This is a genomic window from Haloarcula amylolytica JCM 13557 (assembly GCF_000336615.1).
Lineage (GTDB): Archaea > Halobacteriota > Halobacteria > Halobacteriales > Haloarculaceae > Haloarcula > Haloarcula amylolytica.
On sequence record NZ_AOLW01000021.1, the window covers coordinates 1 to 17,712 of the forward strand.

The 17,712-nt window shown below is 63.7% G+C and carries 20 protein-coding genes; 12 read left to right on the top strand and 8 right to left on the bottom strand.

Features of this window, described 5'->3' with window-relative positions:
• Positions 1–217 precede the first annotated feature (217 nt).
• The gene (locus C442_RS11395; protein ID WP_049942951.1) at positions 218–1,381 is read left to right on the top strand and encodes a thiolase family protein; all 1,164 of its coding nucleotides are present in this window, start codon (positions 218–220) and stop codon (positions 1,379–1,381) included.
• Positions 1,382–1,593: 212 nt separating this feature from the next.
• On the opposite strand, the gene C442_RS11400 is transcribed toward C442_RS11395, so the two are convergent.
• Complete coding sequence (locus C442_RS11400; RefSeq protein WP_008310573.1) at positions 1,594–3,210, bottom strand: S8 family serine peptidase; 1,617 nt, start codon at positions 3,208–3,210, stop codon at positions 1,594–1,596.
• 467 nt (positions 3,211–3,677) lie between these two features.
• Here C442_RS11400 and C442_RS11405 point away from each other — a divergent pair, with 467 nt between their 5' ends.
• From C442_RS11405 to C442_RS11425, 5 genes are all read left to right on the top strand, one after another.
• Positions 3,678–4,799: a pyridoxal phosphate-dependent aminotransferase gene (locus tag C442_RS11405; protein WP_008310574.1), complete on the top strand. Its 1,122-nt coding sequence runs from the start codon at positions 3,678–3,680 to the stop codon at positions 4,797–4,799.
• A gap of 206 nt (positions 4,800–5,005) precedes the next feature.
• Entirely contained in the window at positions 5,006–5,284 is a 279-nt protein-coding gene (locus C442_RS11410) for an ArsR/SmtB family transcription factor (protein ID WP_008310575.1), read from the top strand.
• Positions 5,285–5,312: 28 nt separating this feature from the next.
• Positions 5,313–5,609, top strand: coding sequence for a hypothetical protein (locus tag C442_RS11415; RefSeq protein ID WP_008310576.1), 297 nt, complete (start codon positions 5,313–5,315; stop codon positions 5,607–5,609).
• Positions 5,610–5,736: 127 nt separating this feature from the next.
• Positions 5,737–5,970 carry a DUF2249 domain-containing protein gene (locus C442_RS11420; RefSeq protein WP_008310578.1) on the top strand — a complete coding sequence of 78 codons (234 nt, stop codon included), beginning with the start codon at positions 5,737–5,739 and terminating at the stop codon, positions 5,968–5,970.
• 1 nt (position 5,971) lies between these two features.
• Positions 5,972–7,132: a hypothetical protein gene (locus tag C442_RS11425; RefSeq protein WP_008310580.1), complete on the top strand. Its 1,161-nt coding sequence runs from the start codon at positions 5,972–5,974 to the stop codon at positions 7,130–7,132.
• An 18-nt stretch (positions 7,133–7,150) separates the two neighbouring features.
• On the opposite strand, the gene C442_RS11430 is transcribed toward C442_RS11425, so the two are convergent.
• The 4 genes from C442_RS11430 to C442_RS11445 all read right to left on the bottom strand — a co-directional run bounded on the left by C442_RS11430 (position 7,151) and on the right by C442_RS11445 (position 9,769).
• Positions 7,151–7,798 carry a helix-turn-helix domain-containing protein gene (locus C442_RS11430; RefSeq protein ID WP_008310582.1) on the bottom strand — a complete coding sequence of 216 codons (648 nt, stop codon included), beginning with the start codon at positions 7,796–7,798 and terminating at the stop codon, positions 7,151–7,153.
• Positions 7,799–7,863: 65 nt separating this feature from the next.
• Positions 7,864–8,937, bottom strand: coding sequence for a radical SAM/SPASM domain-containing protein (locus C442_RS11435; protein WP_008310584.1), 1,074 nt, complete (start codon positions 8,935–8,937; stop codon positions 7,864–7,866).
• The gene (locus tag C442_RS11440) at positions 8,938–9,243 is read right to left on the bottom strand and encodes a CGCGG family putative rSAM-modified RiPP protein (RefSeq protein WP_008310586.1); all 306 of its coding nucleotides are present in this window, start codon (positions 9,241–9,243) and stop codon (positions 8,938–8,940) included.
• Positions 9,244–9,355: 112 nt separating this feature from the next.
• On the bottom strand, positions 9,356–9,769 hold the full coding sequence (locus tag C442_RS11445) for an SRPBCC family protein (RefSeq protein ID WP_008310587.1): 414 nt from the start codon (positions 9,767–9,769) through the stop codon (positions 9,356–9,358).
• A gap of 193 nt (positions 9,770–9,962) precedes the next feature.
• Here C442_RS11445 and C442_RS11450 point away from each other — a divergent pair, with 193 nt between their 5' ends.
• The 3 genes from C442_RS11450 (at position 9,963) to C442_RS11460 (ending at position 11,999) form a co-directional block, all read left to right on the top strand.
• A complete protein-coding gene (locus C442_RS11450; protein WP_008310589.1) occupies positions 9,963–10,598 on the top strand; it encodes a helix-turn-helix domain-containing protein in 636 nt (211 codons plus the stop codon).
• A 47-nt stretch (positions 10,599–10,645) separates the two neighbouring features.
• Positions 10,646–11,209, top strand: a complete 564-nt coding sequence (locus tag C442_RS11455; RefSeq protein ID WP_008310591.1) for an NUDIX hydrolase — start codon at positions 10,646–10,648, stop codon at positions 11,207–11,209.
• Positions 11,210–11,300: 91 nt separating this feature from the next.
• Complete coding sequence (locus C442_RS11460; protein WP_008310593.1) at positions 11,301–11,999, top strand: SDR family NAD(P)-dependent oxidoreductase; 699 nt, start codon at positions 11,301–11,303, stop codon at positions 11,997–11,999.
• A gap of 10 nt (positions 12,000–12,009) precedes the next feature.
• On the opposite strand, the gene C442_RS11465 is transcribed toward C442_RS11460, so the two are convergent.
• The 3 genes from C442_RS11465 to C442_RS22160 form a co-directional block, all read right to left on the bottom strand.
• Complete coding sequence (locus C442_RS11465; RefSeq protein WP_049942954.1) at positions 12,010–13,749, bottom strand: histidine kinase N-terminal 7TM domain-containing protein; 1,740 nt, start codon at positions 13,747–13,749, stop codon at positions 12,010–12,012.
• A gap of 42 nt (positions 13,750–13,791) precedes the next feature.
• On the bottom strand, positions 13,792–14,112 hold the full coding sequence (locus tag C442_RS11470; RefSeq protein WP_008310596.1) for a hypothetical protein: 321 nt from the start codon (positions 14,110–14,112) through the stop codon (positions 13,792–13,794).
• Between the two features lie 128 nt (positions 14,113–14,240).
• Positions 14,241–14,405, bottom strand: a complete 165-nt coding sequence (locus C442_RS22160; protein WP_023843142.1) for a hypothetical protein — start codon at positions 14,403–14,405, stop codon at positions 14,241–14,243.
• A 112-nt stretch (positions 14,406–14,517) separates the two neighbouring features.
• Here C442_RS22160 and C442_RS11475 point away from each other — a divergent pair, with 112 nt between their 5' ends.
• The 3 genes from C442_RS11475 (at position 14,518) to C442_RS11485 (ending at position 17,568) form a co-directional block, all read left to right on the top strand.
• Positions 14,518–15,489 carry a molybdopterin-binding protein gene (locus C442_RS11475; RefSeq protein ID WP_008310598.1) on the top strand — a complete coding sequence of 324 codons (972 nt, stop codon included), beginning with the start codon at positions 14,518–14,520 and terminating at the stop codon, positions 15,487–15,489.
• Between the two features lie 206 nt (positions 15,490–15,695).
• Positions 15,696–16,661, top strand: coding sequence for a sialidase family protein (locus tag C442_RS11480; RefSeq protein WP_008310600.1), 966 nt, complete (start codon positions 15,696–15,698; stop codon positions 16,659–16,661).
• 82 nt (positions 16,662–16,743) lie between these two features.
• Positions 16,744–17,568 carry an aldo/keto reductase gene (locus C442_RS11485; protein WP_008310602.1) on the top strand — a complete coding sequence of 275 codons (825 nt, stop codon included), beginning with the start codon at positions 16,744–16,746 and terminating at the stop codon, positions 17,566–17,568.
• Positions 17,569–17,712 lie beyond the last annotated feature (144 nt).

A 17,712-nucleotide genomic window follows, 5' to 3' on the forward strand; every position in this document is an offset into this window, starting at 1 on the left:
ATTATCCGTTTATCTGGGCGGCTGATCCGCCTCGGTGTGGTCATACATACAGTGTCACCGGTTATAAAACTCCGGCTGAGTGAGGCTACAGGCGAAGCTGCCGGGTTGTCGGCTTCATCCACTCCCCTGAAGGGGTGGGCTTTCGCCTTGCTCCCGCTGTAAGACGCCGTCCATCGTCGGGCGAACAGTATTGTAGGCTCAGGTTCATGTATGCCGTATGACGGATGTGGTTCTGGTAGACGGCGCACGCACCGCACACGGTGAACTGCTGGGAGGGCTCGCAGAGCGAAGCGCGACAGAGCTCGGTACTGCAGCCGTCGAGGGACTGCTCGACCGAACCGGCGTCGACGAAGACAGCGTCGACTGGGTCGGCCTCGGAAACGCGGTGCAGGCGGGCGTCGGCCAGGTCCCGGCCAGACAGGTCGTCGTCGAGTCACCGCTACCTGACGATGTCGCCGCGACGACGCTGAACGAGGCCTCGGGGTCGGGACTGCGGGCGATCATGACCGCCGCCGACCGCATCGAGGCCGGTCGGGCGTCGGTGTGTCTCGCCGGCGGCATGGAGTCGATGTCGAACGCGCCGTATCTCGTGCCGGACATGCGCGGCGGCCGCCGGCACGGGAACAGCGAACTCGTCGACGCGATGATCTGGGACTCGCTGTGGGACAAGCACTACGACGCGCACATGGGCACGCTGACGGAGGAAATCGCCGCCGAGCACGACATCAGCCGCGAGGCACAGGACGAGTACGCTCGACGGAGCAACCACCGGGCCGGTGAGGCCATCCAGTCGGGGAAGTTCGCGGATGAGTTGGTACCCGTCGAAACGACGAACGGCCTCGTAACGGAGGACGAGGGACCGCGGCCGGACACGACAGTGGACCAGCTGGCGGCGCTCCCGCCGGCCTTCGAGGACGGCGGCACGATCACCGCCGGCAACGCCTCGAAGCTCTCCGACGGCGCGGGAGCGGTGGTGCTGGCCGACGCCGAGACGGTCGAGCGCGAGGGGCTGGGGCCGATGGCTCATGTCGAGGACTACGCCGTTTCCTACCGCGACCCGGCAGAATTCTCCATCGCGGTACGGGACGTCGTCGCAAAGCTGCTGGAGCGCAACGACCTCGCCGTCGCCGACGTGGACCACTTCGAACTCAACGAGGCCTTCGCCGCCCAGATGGTGTACGTCGCTGACGAACTCGACATCCCCGCCGAGAAGCACAACCCGCTGGGGGGCGCGGTGGCACTGGGTCACCCCATCGGGGCCAGCGGCGGCATCCTCACCACGACGCTGCTGTACGCGATGGAGCGGGAAGACCATCACCGCGGCATCGTGGGGATGAGCGTCGGCGGTGGCGGCGCGATTGCGATGTCTGTCGTCCGGTAGGTCCCGCCGGCGGCGAGGCGAGTGAGCGTCGGCGGTGGCGGCGCGATTACGATGTCCGTGATTCGATAGACCCCGCCAGCGGCGAGGCGAGTGAGCGTCGGTAGCGGTGGCGCAATTGCGATGTCAAAGCAGCGTGAAATCCCGCTGAACTGAAAGTGGAAGAGCGAGAGGGGCGCTACGCACTCAGTCGAAACGAGAGAACGGCAATTAAATTACGAGCCTGTTTTTCCGATTTCCTCCAGTGTAAGCGTGTAGTCTCCGCTTCCGCTGTAGACATACACGAGTATGCCGATCTCGCTGACCTGTGAGAAGTCGTCGATGATTATCTGTTCGCTACTGTCCTGCGTATAGGACGCGCGGTCGTAGTCGTTCGGGGTGGGCGTGCGACCGTCGAAGGAGACATAGAGGTCGAAGTCGGCGTCAGATGGGCCATCGAGGCTGAGGATCAGCTGCATGGGCGACTCCGTCTTGAGGGAATACGTCTGCTTGTCGTAGTCAAGCATCCCATCGAGTGACCCGGACAACTCTTCGGTGAGACGGTCTTTCGATTCATCGGTGACGGAGACGCTGACTGACGTGGTTGCCTCGGCACCGTCGTTGTCAGTCGCAGTGACAGTAACGGTGTATTCGCCAGTATTGGCGTACGTGTGGCTGACCTCTGTTGCGTCCGCTCCCTCGACGGGGTCAGATCCGTCGCCGAACTCCCAGCGATAGTTCGTTATCGAACCATCAGGGTCACGGGAACCGCTGGCGTTGAATATAACCTCCTCGTTGACGGAAACAGTTCGCGAATCGTCCTTGAGTGTCACGATCGGCGGTTCGTTTTCGGTTCCGCCACCGGCGGTTACGAAGTTGTATGCATCCGCGAGGCCGAAACCGACGAACTGGCCGTCTGCGTCCAGTGGCTGGGCGGTGTCGAGAAGGTTCTGTCGGGCCTGGCTGACGGACCAATCATGTCTGTCGAGCCCGAGCGCAGCGACGCCGGCGACAGCAGGACTCGCCATCGACGTCCCGGGGAACTGCGCGTAGTCTCCCCCCGGAACGGATGAGAGTATGTCATTGCCCGGTGCCGCAATGTCGACCTTCTCGCCGTAGTTCGAGAACTCGGTCGGACTCTTGTTGCTATCGACGGCACCAACGGCGACGCATTCTTCGTAGGCCGCTGGGTACGACACGTCCTGCTGGCTTGGTGGATCACTGTCCTTATGATTCCCGGCTGCACAGATGAGGAGAACACCCTGATCCCACGCGTTTGAGACCGCGTTTTTCATTGTCTGGTTGTAGCCGCCGCCACCGAGAGACATATTGATAATGTCCGCCCCCTGCTCAGTCGCCCACTGGACGGCGTTAGCGATATCGGCGGTTCGGCCCCCGTTCGGGCCGAGTGCACGGCAACTCAGGAGCCGAGAGTTACTGACGCCCGCAATACCGGTTTCGTCGTTCGTTTCGCCGGCAGCGATACCGGAGACGTGTGTCCCGTGCTGAGCGGATTGTGGGGCGGGATCGTCGTCGTTGTCGACGAAGTCACGTCCTTTCTGGCTCCCGAACTGCCCGTCGAGGTCGGGATGGGTGTAATCTGTACCGGTGTCTATGACGGCGATGGTGACGTCTTCGCTTCCGAACGTAATGTCCCATGCTTTCGGGGCATTGACCAGCTGTGGCGCGTACTGGCTGTCGAACTTCGGATCGTTCGGAACCGTGGCGATCGGCTCGCGAACGTGGTTGAATTCCGTATATTTGACCCCGTCAATTCCTTCGACTGTCGGAAGGATTTCGCCCTTGAATTTCTGCGGGACTGCTGAGCGAAGATACGAAAGTGACTCGTTCACGTCGATGATATCGAGCTGTTCGAGGTCAGACCGTTCTTTTATTTTGTCATGAACATCTGAAGCGTTCCTATCATTTGATACACCAATCAGATATTCTTCTGTGTCAGCTTCCTGTGATGCGCTGACTTCTCCACCAAAAGCTGCGACGGTTACAGCGGAGCCGAGTGCCTTGATAACTGATCTTCTGGACGGTTTCGGCAGGGTATGTCGGGACATCCGACTCCCAATAAATATGGGTGGGTTATAAAATTAATATATAATTCCTCATGCAACCCGGTGTCTAATAAACAAAATTATATATGCTACTTTATAAATACGTGTTTATTTTGTTTTCTGATATATAAAGGAATAGTTATGAACGTTATAGTAGTTTATACCGGTCGGCAATAGCAACAGAACAGACGGACGCCGCTAATGCTACCGAAGCACAAGGAAGAATTATCGGGCCGGCCGCCCCCAAACAGAATATGACTGGATTCTCCCGACGGGTAGAGCAGGTATCGATCTCTGGCATCCGCGAAGTGTTCGAGGCGGCGGGCGAGGACGCCATCAACCTCGGCCTCGGCCAGCCGGACTTCCCGACGCCGGAGCACGCCCGCCAGGCGGCTGTCGAGGCCATTCAGGCAGGGGAAGTCGACGCCTACACGTCGAACAAGGGAACCGAGGAACTCCGGGAAGCAATCGCCGCCAAGCACAAACGGGACAACGACCTCGATGTCGACCCCGGAGACATCATCGCCACGTCGGGCGGGAGCGAGGCGCTGCACATCGCACTGGAAGCCCACGTCGATGAGGGTCAGGAGGTCATCTTCCCGGACCCGGGGTTCGTCTCCTACGACGCGCTGACCCACCTCGCGGGCGGGACGCCGCGGCCGGTCCCGCTGCGTGAGGACCTCACGATGGCCCCCGAAACGGTCGAGGAGGCCATCACCGACAACACGGCGGCGTTCGTCGTGAACTCGCCCGCGAATCCAACCGGAGCGGTCCAGTCCCCCGAGGATATGCGGGAATTCGCCCGCATCGCCGACGAGCACGACGTGCTGTGTATCTCCGACGAGGTGTACGAACACCAGGTGTTCGAGGGCGAGCACCGCTCGCCGGCGGAGTTCACCGACACGGGCAACGTCGTCGTCGTCAACGCCTGCTCGAAGGCGTACTCGATGACCGGCTGGCGGCTGGGCTGGGTCACCGGCGCGACCGACCGTATCGAGCGGATGCTGCGGGTCCACCAGTACGCCCAGGCCTGTGCGTCGGCCCCGGCCCAGTACGCCGCCGAAGCGGCACTGTCCGGCCCACAGGACCAGGTGTCGGAGATGCGCGAGGCTTTCCAGGAGCGCCGGGACGTGCTGCTGGACGGTCTCGACGAGATGGGGCTCGACTGTCCGACGCCCAAGGGCGCGTTCTACGCGATGCCGAAGGTCCCCGAGGGCTGGGTGGACGAGGTCATCGACCGCGGGGTCGTCGTCGTCCCCGGCGACGCCTTCGGCGAGCACGGCGCGGGCTACGCCCGAATCTCCTACGCGACGGACATGGCGACGCTAAAGGAGGCCATCGACATCATGGCCGACGCGACGGCGGCGGTTCGCTGAGCGCTCACGGGGAAGCCGGAACCGCGCCGGACAGTTCTCCCGAAATTGGAACAGTCTCGGAAGAGAGTGCGAAGAAACGCTTTATTTGCCGCCTGTCTTGACCCTCGTATCCCATCGTGGCACATGCATCCGAGTCCAGCGCGCTGTTCGACGGGGAGAGACAGGACTATAGGACGGGCAGACACAGTTCCCGGGAGGACAGTGGGATGGAGAAAGCGCTCTGGTATCTGCTGACGGCGACGCGCGGCGGCGCCAACCGGGCGCGCATCATCGACGCTCTCTCGGACCGACCGATGAACGCCAACGAACTCGCCGACGAACTCGACGTGGGCTACAAGACGGTCAGGCACCACATGGAACAGCTAGAGGACCACGACGTGGTCGAATCCGGCGACGAGGAGTACGCCAAACTCTACTTCCTAACGGATCGGTTCGACAACTACCGCGACACCTTCGAAGAGATCGTGGAGAAGATGGACGAATGACGGGGACAGATATAGAGAGGTGTCGCTGATGGCGATGGGACCGCTCATCACCGCCGCGGCGGCGCTCGCGGGGCTCAACGTCCTGCTGTTGCTCCCGCTGCTTGGCGTCTGGGTCCGTAACTACGCGACGTTCCGGACGGGGCTCGTCGCCGGCCTCATCGCTTTCGCCGTCGCGATGCTCGCCGAGAACGCCATCGCCGTCTACTTCTTCTTCTCGATGCAGAGCTTCTACGCCGGCGACCCACACGTCCAGCAGGCCGTGCTGGTCCTGCGCTCGCTGCAGTTCGTCGCGATTGCCGGACTGAGCTACACCACGCTGCGGTAGCGCGATACCGGGAGCACCACAGTGGTATTGGCGATCCGTTCGGGCTCGTACCACGGGGTACTGTCCCGCCATGGAGCCGAATACGTTCGGGACAAGCGCCTGACTGGCGGGGACCGTCGTCGAACGTATGAGCACAGATCACCAGGAGTCGGTACAGGAACTCGACGTTCGGGACGTCGACGGAGAACCGTTCGAACAGATCATGAACGCCCTCGACTCCGTGGGCGAGAGCGAGGCGCTCCGGTTGGTGAACAGTTTCGAGCCGGTGCCGCTGTACGACGTCCTCACGAGAAAAGGATACCAGTACGACACGGAACAGGTCGCCGACGAGGAGTGGCACGTCACGATCCGACCGGAGTGAGATGCGTCCCGAGCGCGTCTCGCGGTGGTTCGTCACCGCCAGCGCGCTGTTTTTCGTCGGCTTCCACGCCGCAATGGCGGTCGCCGCGCCCCGCCGCGTCGTCGTCACGCTCGGCCTCTACGGGTTCGTCCTGCACGTCCTGTTCGGGAAGGCCTACGCGCTCGTACCGTCGTACTTCGACCGGGACCTCGCGTGGGATCGGGGGCCGGCCGTGCAGTTCCCGCTGTCGGTCCTCGGCACAACAGGGCTAGCGCTCGCGCCGCTCGGTCCACCGTGGCTCCAGCCCGTCGGAACCATGCTCTGGGCAGGCGGCGTCGCTGTCTTTCTCAGCACGCTGGGGTGGACGATTCGCGGCAACGTCACCGGCGCGGCGACGGGGACCGGCGGCGCGAACGCCCATCGGAAGCCGGTCGACCGAACCGCCAACGTCGCCGTCCCAATAGCGCTCGGCTACCTCGCACTTGCCGCAGGTGGCACGCTCACGACCGCTGTCGGCTTCGGATCGACGCTCCCCCAGCAACTGTCGCACTTGCTCGCTGCGGGGACGGCAGCGTTGTTCGTCTTCGGTGTCGGCTTCCGTCTATTTCCCCGGTTTCTGGTCGCTGAAGCGCCGCGACCGGTCGTTACGGTTGTCATCGTTGCCGGCGCTGTCGGTCCCGCGCTGCTGGGCTTCGGTCTGTTCGACCGTAGACTCCTCCTCATCGGTGGCGTCGTGGAGGCGACCGCGGTCGTGGGCTTTGCGCTGTCGTATATCGTTCTCTTCCTGCGGTCGGAGCGCCGCCGCGTCGGGTTCTACGCGGTGCTGGTGGCAGTTGTGGCCGGTGTCGTCGGTATCGGGTTCGGGCTGACTCTCGCCGTAACCGGGCGGAGCCCGGCGCTGGTGAGCGCACACTATCGGGCGATGCTGGCGGGCTTTCTCGGACTCACCGTGGTCGGGGCGGCGTTCCAGTTCTACCCGCCGGCGGTCGGCGTCTGGCCCTACGCGAACGACCGGACGGCGCTGGTGACGATTGGACTGCTCGGTGGTGGGCTCGGCGTTCAGCTACTCGGTCTTATCGGTCGGTTCGGCTGGATAATATCGGTCGGCACAGCGGCTGGAGCTCTCGGTGCACTTCTCTATACGTATCTCCTGTTAGCGGCGTTCGCTCGCCGATGGCAGTAGTAGCGACGCGCTGTGGGCCTACTCCGCGATGATGCTGTCGAGCAGCTTCGTCTGGGCGGCGGCGAGGTGTTCAGCGAACGTCGAGACGGAGATGTCCAGTTCCGACGCCACGTCACCGGCGTTGGCCCCTTTCGGATACTCGAAGTAGCCCATCTCGACGGCGGTTTCGAGTACCTCCTGTTGCCGGTCGGTGAGTTTACTTCGGTCGACGAGGATCGAGTCCACCGGGTCAACGTCGCCGTTCCGACGCATCGACCGGAGCGAGACGCCGTCGTACAGTTCCTTCAGCCGTGTCACGATAGCGCGCACCCGGTCGACATCGGGAGCGTGGAAGGTCAGGTGGAGCTGTCCGCCCTCGGCACGGATATCAGCGACCGGACAGTCGTATGTTTCGACCGCCTCGCAGACGCACTCAGTTCGCGACCGGGAGAACTGGTAGCGGGAGCCGTTGCCCGTCGCGAACACTTTGTCCATGTCCTCCCGGGCCTCGATTGCCCCTTCGTCAGTGCCCGTCGCGGTGAACTCTTCGATTACTTGGCCGTCTGCATCTGGGCTGCTTCGGGCGACGTCGGTCACGGCCGCGCCCGCCTCGTCCGAGACGCTCGCCACCGGACAGGCCCCAGGGGTGTCGACCGACAGCTCCACTCTAATGCCGGAGTCGCTCATATGAGTTACTGTGACACCACATTACAAAACGGGCGAGGCGCGTTCCCACGGAGTGAAAAACCCCCTCAATCTGCCGGGTGCTGGTCGGGAACCGACCCCTCGAACCCATCCGGCTGATAGTCACAGAGGGGGTCCGCCGCCAGCGGGTCCCCCGTCGTCGCGTACGCCCGCGACCGGCTGCCGCCACAGACCGTTCTGTATCGACAGGCCCCGCATTTGCCTGTCAGCGCGTCGTCGTCCCGCAGTTGCTGGAACAGCGGCGACTCCCGGTAGATGTCCACGACGCTCTCCTCGCGAACACTACCTGCCGATTTCGGCAGGAACCCGGAGGGGAACACCTCGCCGGTGTGGCTCACGAAGGCGAACCCTTTGCCGGCGCGTATACCCATCCGGCGTTTGAGCCCGCCCGCGCCCTCGTCCTGGTTCTGGATCGCGACGCGCCGGTAATGGGGCGCTTCGGTCGTCTTGAGGCCGAACGATGCCTCCTCGCTGACCTCGTGGAGCCACGACAGCACGCGCTCCGCTCGCTCGGGATCAATCGGCGTCAGCACCCGCCCGCGGCCGACCGGAACGAGGAAGAACACCGACCACAGCACCGCATCGAGGTCCGCGACGAGGTCCCGGATCACCGGTAGCTGTTCGACCGTCTCCGCGCAGACGGTGGTGTTTATCTGCAGCGGGATATCGAGGTCACGGGCCGCCTCGGCCGCCGCCATCGTCGCCTCGAAGCTCCCGGATTCGCCCCGGAAGGTATCGTGTGATTCGCTGTCGCCGCCGTCGATGGACAGGGCCAGCCGCCGGAGTCCGGCGTCGTCGAGTTCGGCCAGTCGGTCCTGCGTGATCGAGTTCGTCCCGCTGGGCGTCAGCGTCATCCGGAGGCCCTGCTCGGTGCCGTAGTCGACGAGTTCCGGGAGGTCCTCGCGGGCAAGCGGGTCCCCGCCCGAGAGGACGACCAGCTGGCCGTCGCCGAAGTCGCGGGCCTGGTCCAGCAGCGCCTTCCCCTCCGCCGTCGATAGCTCGTCGGGATGGCGGCGGGGCTGGGCATCAGCACGGCAGTGCTTGCACGCCAGTTCGCAGGCCTGGGTCACCTCCCAGATCAGCACGAGCGGCTGCTGGTCGAGATCGAGTTTCCCGCGCATCTATGCCTCCCGGTGGACGCGGGTGACGTGGCCCCCACAGCCACACTGCTGGACGTACTCCACTGAGATGGTCTCGCCGAACGCCTCCGCCAGCGCGTCGAACAGGTAGGTTTCCGGATGGCCGTGGTCGGCGTGGCTCACCAGATTGACGTGGTTCCCAGCCGTCGTCATCTCGACGGCGTCGATGGCCTGTTCGACGACCACGTCGGGGTCTTCGGCGTGTGCGGGCGTCTCCAGGTTCGCCGACCAAGAGTTGTCGTGAACCTCGGTTGTAACCGGAGGCACGTCCTCGTGGGAATGGCTCATATGTACTGGTAATCCGTGGGTATCCCTCGGTCCTCTCCCGAAGATGTTCGGGTTGTTATACACAACGGATTGCAGAGAATAATTCGTCTGAGCGGCTTTATCACACGTAGTACTACGAGACCTGTTCGACCAGCCAGTCGAACTGCTTGTTCAGTTCCTTCTTGCGCTGTCGCGAGATAACGGTCGAATCGATCATCTCGCCGAGCACCGGGAGGTCGAGCGCGCTGTACTCCGTCGTCGCCGTGACTTCGGTCCCGCCGTCGACGGCCTCGACCGTGTATTCTGTCATCATCGACTCGAAGATGCCCTGCCGCTGCTCGTACCGCAACACTGCGTCAGTTTCGACGATTTCGAGGTCCAGTTCGATTTCGAAGAGTCCGACGCGATTCGTGATGCCGAGGTTGTCCCCGTCGAGTGTCACCTCGTCGAACCCTGCCGCAAGCATAAACGGCTCCACGTCAGTTATCAGGTCGGTGACTGTCTCTGGGTCGGCTGGGACCGTCCGAGTCAGCGAGACGCGCTCCATACCAGACGGCCAGCGGCCGGCGGAATAAGCGTTCGCCATACCCGGAGATGTTCGGCGTTCTGGTTTTGCGCGACCTGATCTCGTGTTGATAGTGTGTGACACCACTCCCCAAGTTTCTTATTCCTATCGCAACTGTACGAACATGTTCGGGATTACGGACGCGGGGGTCGGGCGAATATATTCGGATACACCAATGCCACACGCTGAACTCACGCTCACGATTCCGGATGAGATCTGGATCGGCGACATCTCGCGAGCGTACGACGACGCGACGTTTCGCATCCTGTCTGCGCTCCCCGGCGAGGACTCCGGTGTCGGGCTAGCGGAGATCACATCAGACGACCTCCCAGCGGTTCTCCGTGATATCGAGAACCGGGAGTCGGTCACGACCCTTGAGATACTTTCACACCGGGACGACAGCGCGCTGATTCAGTTCGAGACATCGATGCCGCTCCTGCTCTTCCCGGTCCAGGGCTCGGGCGTCCCGCTTGAGATGCCGTTCACCCTGTCTAACGGCGAGGCCGTCTGGGAGATATCGGCGCCACAGGAGCGGCTCTCCGAACTCGGCGAGCAACTGGAGGAGTTCGGTATCTCCTTCAGCGTCGACCGCATCCAGCAACACCTCGAAACCGAGCAGGTGCTCACCGAGAGCCAACTGGAACTGGTACAGGAGGCCATCGACGCGGGCTATTACGACACGCCGCGGGAGTGCTCGCTAACGGAACTGGCGGACCGCGTCGGTATCGCGAAGTCGACCTGCAGTGAAACCCTCCACCGCGCGGAGGAGCAGATCCTGAAACAGTTCGTCTCGGACCTCCCCGCGCGGTGAGGGGAAGTCGAAGCGCGTAATACGCGCCTCTGTGAGAGGTACGACATATGAGTTCCGACGCGGTCGACGAGACGCACGAAAACGCCCGACAGGAGGTCATCGCGGTGGACGCCGACGACAACGAGGAGGGGCTGGTCAATCGGCTCGACGCCCACACCGGCGAGGGGGTTCGCCACCGCGCGTTCACTGCCCTGCTGTTCGACGAGAACGACCGGATTCTGCTCGCCCAGCGCGCGGCGAACAAACGCCTCTGGGACACCCACTGGGACGGCACCGTCGCCTCCCACCCAGTCGAGGGCCAGACACAGGTCGAAGCCACCGAGGAGCGACTCGAAGAGGAACTGGGCATCGACCCCTCGCAGTACCAGAACCTCCGCGTGACCGACCGGTTCGAGTACAAGCGCTACTACGAGAACGCTGGCCTCGAATGGGAAGTCTGTGCGGTCCTGCAGGCCACGCTCCACGACACCTCGCTGGAACCGAACCCCGAGGAGGTCGACGGCCTCATGTGGGTTCCCTACGAGCGACTGCGTGAACACCCCGAGTACTACCGCCAGCTCCGCCTCTGTCCCTGGTTCGAGATCGCGATGCGCCGGGACGAGGAACGGTAACGCCGACGGTCAGCATCAGCGCGGGCGGCAGGCATCGCAGTGACGCCGCCCCGACCCGTTTCCTTTTCGGCCCGGCCACCCAACCCCGGGTATGGACGTTCCGCTGTACGACTCTCTCGACGGCCAGGTCGTACTCGTCACCGGAGCCACGCGGGGCATCGGGAAGGCAATCACCGACGGACTGGTCGACCTCGACGCGACAGTGTACGCCGGCGCTCGCGATACCGGCGACATCGCGGCTACGGACCGCCATGCCATCGAACTCGACGTGACCGACGACGACGGGATGGTCGCCGCGGTCGACCGCATCGAGCGTGAGCAGGGATGGCTCGACGTGCTGGTCAACAACGCCGGCGTGATGGACTCACGGGAACCGCTGGACGAGATGCCGACCGACGTAATCGACCACACCCTCGAGACGAACCTCCGGGGGGCGGTCCTCATGACGAAGTACGCGCTCCCGCTGTTGCTGGCTGACGGTGGCGGCCGCGTCGTCACCATGTCCTCCGGGCTGGGAGCCATCACCGAGAGCCAGTCGGGCGGCACGCCGGCCTACCGCATCTCGAAGACCGGCGTCAACGGGCTGACGAAGTACCTCGACGGCGAGTACGCGGCCGACGGCCTCATCGCCAACTCGGTCTGTCCGGGCTACGTCCAGACGGACATGACCGAGGGGAGCGCTCCACGGACGCCCGAGGAGGGGGCCGAGACGCCCGTGTGGCTCGCTCGCTTCCGACCAGAGGCACCGAGCGGGCGGTTCTGGCGCGATAGGGCCGAAATCGAGTGGTAGACAGCCGCGATCAGTCAGCGTTCTCGCTTCGGGCCGTCGCTGGCTCGTCTGTCGCGTGGGCGGGCTCAGCCGCCGGCAGTTGCAGTTCCACAGTCGTTCCCGGCTCGGCCGTATCGGGGAACGACATCCGGCCGCCGAGGTTTCGGACGATCCAGTTGACGAGCCAGAGTCCGACGCCGGAGCCGTGTTTGAGCGGCGTTTCGGTTCCCGAGCGGATGACCTCGCGCTCGTGGTCGGTGATACCGGGACCGTTGTCGTGAACGGCCACACGGACGCCCGGCGTTCCGTCGGTCCGCGTCGCCGTAATCTCGACTTCGACAGGACCCCCATCGGTCGCCTGATGTTCGACGGCGTTCTCGACCAGTTCCTCTAGTGCGATGAGGATCGACGGACCGCCCTGTATCCAGAGATCATCCTCGCAGGTGAGCGTGATCGCCACGTCGGGGCGGCGATCCCGAGCATCGCTCACGACCGATTCCAGCAGCGTCTGAAGCGCTGTCGGGCTGTGCTGTTCGGTCTCCAGGGCCTCGGTGACTCGGCCGATCTTGTTACTGCGGTCGACGATGTCGTCGACTGTGCTGATAATACGGTCGAGTCGCTCGCGTTCGTCGGCGTCGGCCGTGTCCCGGAGCAGGTCCGCGTTCCCTTTGACGACGTTCATCTCGTTCCGGATATCGTGACGGAGCAAGCGGTTGAGTACGTCCAGTCGCTGTTCCCGTTGTCGCCGCTCCGTGATATCTCGGAGGCTGATGAGGTGGCCCGAGACAACGCCGTACGCGCGGTACAGCGGTATCACGCGCACGTCGTAGTACCGGACGCTGCCCTCGTGTTCGAGGGTCGTCTCGGTCTGCGTTCGCTCACCGGGGCCGGGGACCGTCTCGGCGAGTGCCGGTACTGTATGCGGTAGCGAACGGCCCAGCTGCGTGTTCTGGTCGCCGTCGAACAGCACCGTGGCTGTCGCGTTGATATCAACGATGCGGCGCTCGTCGTCGACGATGATAACCATATCGTCCATTTCGGTGAAGATCGCTTCCCGGCCCAGTTCCCGGGTCACCGGTGCCACGTCGAGCAGTTGCCCGCGGAGGATGGCGACTGAGAGGACCGCCCCCGAGGCGACGTACCCGAGACTCGTCGGGTTGAACGGAGTCGGTAGCGCACCGAGCACGAACAGCGACTGGACGACCGTCGGGACGGCGATGGCGAGCAACAGTGCGATCCCCTGGCCCTGAAACACCTGGTTCGACCGGAACAGCATCCGCAACAGGAGGACACCGCCGGCGAGGATCAACAGTAGTATGTAGGACATGTGCCCCCAGTACAGGACTTCGTACGCGGGAGCGAGCGCTACCGACGATGCGGAGACGGATTGTGTCCCATGACCGGACCAGATGAGTCTGTGAGCGTGATTCGACCAGACAAGTGTGACGAACACCGCGGGTTCGACGAGCAACAGCGCTGTTCGGCGCTGCGTGAGCCAGTGTGGGTGTCCCGTGTACTCGATAATCGTCACGAGCCACGCGACAGGGATGATTACTGAGAGCGTCAACTGTACCTGGACGAGTCGCTCCATGGTAGACAGCCCCGGCACAGCGAGCTCGATACCGTACGTCACGGCCCAGAGGCTCGCCGCAACGACGAACACTGCCAGCGGTCCCGCACCCGGCCGGTCCCGGTGGAGCCACACCAGAAAGGCGACGCCCATACCGACGACACCAGACAATAAAACGACAGTAAGCGGCGACAGGACCATTCAGTAGCGTAGTAATGGCGTCCCTGATATAACTATTCTCGGTCACTTCGACTGCGAACGAACCGCGGACCACACGGCGAGGGCACCAAGTACGAACGCCGGAACGAGCGGGAGTGTGAGATATGCGTCCCGGAGCGTGAGCCCGAAACTGCTGATAACGCCCTGTGCGGACGGCAAGAGCAAGATTGCGCCGGGGACGAGCAGGAACGCCACGCCGATCATCCCGACCAGAATCCAGCCGCTCGTCCCGAACTCGGGACCGTCGGTGGCTTCCATACCCGTCTCACTGTCCGCAGATGGGGCGTCTGCGGACTGTGGCTCCGTGTCGGGACGGTGGACGTAGCCGGACTCGTCGTCAGCCATCGGCACACACCCCGTCGCGTCCGCTCGAACGGTGCGTTACGATGGGACCACCCCCAGGAATACCGACGAAACAACGTGGCTGCATGTCTCGGCATCAGGCAAGCGAGCGCAAAACGCTAACGGTCCCGCTACTGCGACAGACCAGGTGCTTCCTGGCTCGAGATGTCACGCAGGCTCATCCGATGGCCGCTGGATGAAGCGTGTGCGTCCCGCTGGCCCTCCGCAACCGACGAGTCTTCGTACAGTCCCTCGAACGCACACTCATGGCAGACGACGTGGTAGCTCCCAGCCATACATTTTGTTTCATATTGCTATATTTTAAGCCTATCGTTTTCAGATATTATATACATTACAGTCCCGCAAACGGTCGTCAGGGTATTTATCCACCGCGACCGATGGAGTAGTATGGTGGATTTCCAGTCCCGTGACACACGCCGGGGTCCGACTGACGGGGAAGACGACGAGACAGACGAGGGCGAGACGGGGGACGACGAGGAATCCGCGGCGGTCGATACTGACTCCGAGGCCACCACTTCAGAGCCAACCGATGCAGCGGACACAGCGCCGGGAAGCGACGACACAGCAGCAAGTGGGGGTGACGGAACAGAGACTTCGGCGGTGGACGACAAAACGGAGGACGGTGACGGTTCCACGTCGGAGCCTGAAGCCGACAGCGCCGTCGTAGAACGAATCGACGAGGCGGTAGAGCAAAGCAGCCATCCAGCGGCCGAAACACAGGACGCTGAAGGGACCGGCGGGGCGACCGAGCGACCCGACGAGGGACCCCACGAAGACCCCCTTTCTGAGACACAGGCAGGCGACCCAGCGGAAAACACATCGCAGGCTGAGACGCCGCCGACAGCGGATGAACCACCAGCGCAGACAGTATCCCAGGACGACGCGGCCCAGGAGCGGCAGGTGGCCGCCGCCGTCGTCACGGTCGGAACGGCAACAGAGGAGAGCGACCCGACAGGCGAGGCGGTAGAGACAGCACTCGAAGCGACCGGACAGACGGTCACCGCCCGCGAGCGCCTGCGAGGGGACTACGACGGCATTCAGGGTGCCGTCGACAGACTAGTCGGGCGCGACGACGTGGAGATCGTCGTCACCGCGGGGGGCCTCGGCGTCGCCCCGTCGGCGCAGACGCTCGAAGCAGTCCACCCACTGTTCGAAAAGGCCCTGCCGGGGTTCGAGGAAGTGTACCGGAGCCTCCTCTTCGAACAGCAGGGAACCGGTGTCATCGCCGTCCGTGCGACTGCCGGGATCGCTGGAGAGACGCCGGTGTTCTGCCTGCCCGCGGACCCAGCGGCGGCCCGTGTCGCTATCGACGAGATCATCGCGGCGGAAGCCCCGGCCCTCGTCGCTGAACTGTCCTGAGCCGACTCGGCGGACTCGCGGTATCAGTCTTGTGTCCGTTTAGCCGGCTTAACGTGATATTTGCCGATTCGTCTCGGGTCGCCGATTTTCCCCAATCCCAACCGGCTGTTCTCCCGAATATCTGCCGTTTAAACGTTTCAATCGCGGTGAAACGTCGTTAACCGCGGCCCCCATTGAAGTGGAGACAGTCCACAGGGTCGGATGTCATGTCCGATCGCAACGCGACACGACGCGGCGTGCTCACGGGTATCGGCGCGACAGCTGCAGCTGCACTGGGTGGGGCGGCCATCTCCGGGATGGCTGTGGCGGCCGGTCCCTGGGAGTCCGTCGAATCCCCGACCGGGAACACCCTCCACGACGTCGAATACACGGCCACCGGCGCGTACGCGGTGGCGGGTGGCGGTATCGTCCTCGAACGGACCAGCAGGGGCTGGCAGAAGGTCGTCGGCGGTGGCCCGACCGGCAACGGGAACAGCCTCTACGGGGCCGACGTAACCGACGACGGCAAGGCCCTCTGGTTCGTCGGTGCCTCGGGCGCTATCGGCGAATACGACGTCGAGTCGGGCGTGGTCACCGACCACAGCGCCCCGATGGACGTGACCAACAACTTCAACGACGTGTCCGTGACCGGCACGGCCGGCGAAGCGAACGTCTACGTGGCCGGCGACTCCGGCAAGATGTACTACAGCTTCGAGAACGGCGCGAGCGAGACGTGGGACTACACCACGCCCGGCTCCGGGTCGGCGATCAACGCCGTCGACTTCCACGGCGTGCGCTCGGGCCACATCGTCGACGGGAACAAGAGCGTCTTCGCCACCGACGACGGCTCGACGTGGAACAAGGTCGGCCTCGCCGACGCCAACGTCAACTTCTACGGCGTCGACTCCGACGGTCCGGACGACGTGTGGGTGTCCGGCGGCGGTGGGATGATTTTCCACTGGAACGGCTCCGAATGGACGCCGACCGACACGGGCGACGCCGGCCTTCGAGATATCGAGGTCACTGACGACGACAGCGCCGGCTACACCGTCGGTGGCGGCGGCAAGGTGTACGCCCTCGGCGGTGGCGACTGGACCCAGGAGGAGACGCCCGCCGGCGAGAACCTGACGGCCGTCGTCCGCGGCGGCACGGATATCGCAGTCGGTTCGGGCGGGACCATTCTCGAAAAGTGACGACGACGCAGTAGCGCTGGCCGGCTCGGGACAGCGGCGCGTCGGAGCCACGACTTTTCACCGGCCCCCTCCAACACCCTGCATGGACGACATTCAGGTCCAGGGTACGTCGGTCCCCGCACTCGGCCTCGGGACGTGGCAGCTCACCGGCCAGTCCTGCCGTGAAACCGTCGAAACGGCTCTGGATATGGGCTATCGCCACATCGACACCGCGCAGGCGTACGGCAACGAGCGGCAGGTCGGACTGGGGATGGACGCCGCCGCGGTCGACCGCGAGGACGTGTTTTTGACGACGAAGCTCGACGGCTCCAATCGCGACGAGCGGAGCGTCCGACGGTCGACGCGGGAGAGCCTGAACAAACTGGGAACGGACTACCTCGACCTCCTGCTCATCCACTGGCCGAACACGCCGTGGATGGCATCCCTGTCGGAGACGCTCGGGGCGATGAACGACCTCGTCGAGGAGGGGCTGGTCCGGCACATCGGCGTCAGCAACTTCTCGCCGTCGCTGCTGGACAAGGCGCGGGACATCTCATCGGCTCCGATTTTCACCGACCAGGTGCAGTACCACCCCTACTGGGACCAGCGGAAACTGCTGGACTACTGTCGCATCCACGACGTGCTCCTGACTGCCTACAGCCCCCTCGCCCGCGGCGGCGTCCTCGACGACCCCGCGCTCGTTCAGATCGGCAACAAGTACGGAAAATCTCCGGCGCAGGTTGCGCTTCGGTGGCTGGTCCAGCAGGAGGGCGTGGCAGCGATTCCGAAAGCGTCCAGCCGCGACCACCTCGAAGCGAACATGGCGGTCTTCGATTTCGAACTCACCGACGCGGAGATGGAGCGGATCCGGGACCCGTCGAAGGTGAAGACTGGCGTGCAATTCGTCCGGTCGCAGTTGCCGTTCTGAGCGGGAGCAGCGCCGTCCGATATCGACTTAAAGTTTCCGTATATGGATTGATATCGGATTCTATGGAACGGACGCGAGATTTTACAGCATCTATAACATGGATTGTGGGCTTGTCCACCGCAAATATTACGAATCGAACAACTA

Bases quoted from the DNA above. Each gene is read 5' to 3' on its own strand.
- C442_RS11395 (WP_049942951.1), top strand. From the start codon at position 218: ATGACGGATGTGGTTCTGGTAGACGGCGCACGCACCGCACACGGTGAA.
- C442_RS11405 (WP_008310574.1), top strand. From the start codon at position 3,678: ATGACTGGATTCTCCCGACGGGTAGAGCAGGTATCGATCTCTGGCATC.
- C442_RS11410 (WP_008310575.1), top strand. From the start codon at position 5,006: ATGGAGAAAGCGCTCTGGTATCTGCTGACGGCGACGCGCGGCGGCGCC.
- C442_RS11415 (WP_008310576.1), top strand. From the start codon at position 5,313: ATGGCGATGGGACCGCTCATCACCGCCGCGGCGGCGCTCGCGGGGCTC.
- C442_RS11420 (WP_008310578.1), top strand. From the start codon at position 5,737: ATGAGCACAGATCACCAGGAGTCGGTACAGGAACTCGACGTTCGGGAC.
- C442_RS11425 (WP_008310580.1), top strand. From the start codon at position 5,972: ATGCGTCCCGAGCGCGTCTCGCGGTGGTTCGTCACCGCCAGCGCGCTG.
- C442_RS11430 (WP_008310582.1), bottom strand. From the start codon at position 7,798: ATGAGCGACTCCGGCATTAGAGTGGAGCTGTCGGTCGACACCCCTGGG.
- C442_RS11435 (WP_008310584.1), bottom strand. From the start codon at position 8,937: ATGCGCGGGAAACTCGATCTCGACCAGCAGCCGCTCGTGCTGATCTGG.
- C442_RS11440 (WP_008310586.1), bottom strand. From the start codon at position 9,243: ATGAGCCATTCCCACGAGGACGTGCCTCCGGTTACAACCGAGGTTCAC.
- C442_RS11445 (WP_008310587.1), bottom strand. From the start codon at position 9,769: ATGGAGCGCGTCTCGCTGACTCGGACGGTCCCAGCCGACCCAGAGACA.
- C442_RS11450 (WP_008310589.1), top strand. From the start codon at position 9,963: ATGCCACACGCTGAACTCACGCTCACGATTCCGGATGAGATCTGGATC.
- C442_RS11455 (WP_008310591.1), top strand. From the start codon at position 10,646: ATGAGTTCCGACGCGGTCGACGAGACGCACGAAAACGCCCGACAGGAG.
- C442_RS11460 (WP_008310593.1), top strand. From the start codon at position 11,301: ATGGACGTTCCGCTGTACGACTCTCTCGACGGCCAGGTCGTACTCGTC.
- C442_RS11465 (WP_049942954.1), bottom strand. From the start codon at position 13,749: ATGGTCCTGTCGCCGCTTACTGTCGTTTTATTGTCTGGTGTCGTCGGT.
- C442_RS11470 (WP_008310596.1), bottom strand. From the start codon at position 14,112: ATGGCTGACGACGAGTCCGGCTACGTCCACCGTCCCGACACGGAGCCA.
- C442_RS22160 (WP_023843142.1), bottom strand. From the start codon at position 14,405: ATGGCTGGGAGCTACCACGTCGTCTGCCATGAGTGTGCGTTCGAGGGA.
- C442_RS11475 (WP_008310598.1), top strand. From the start codon at position 14,518: ATGGTGGATTTCCAGTCCCGTGACACACGCCGGGGTCCGACTGACGGG.
- C442_RS11480 (WP_008310600.1), top strand. From the start codon at position 15,696: ATGTCCGATCGCAACGCGACACGACGCGGCGTGCTCACGGGTATCGGC.
- C442_RS11485 (WP_008310602.1), top strand. From the start codon at position 16,744: ATGGACGACATTCAGGTCCAGGGTACGTCGGTCCCCGCACTCGGCCTC.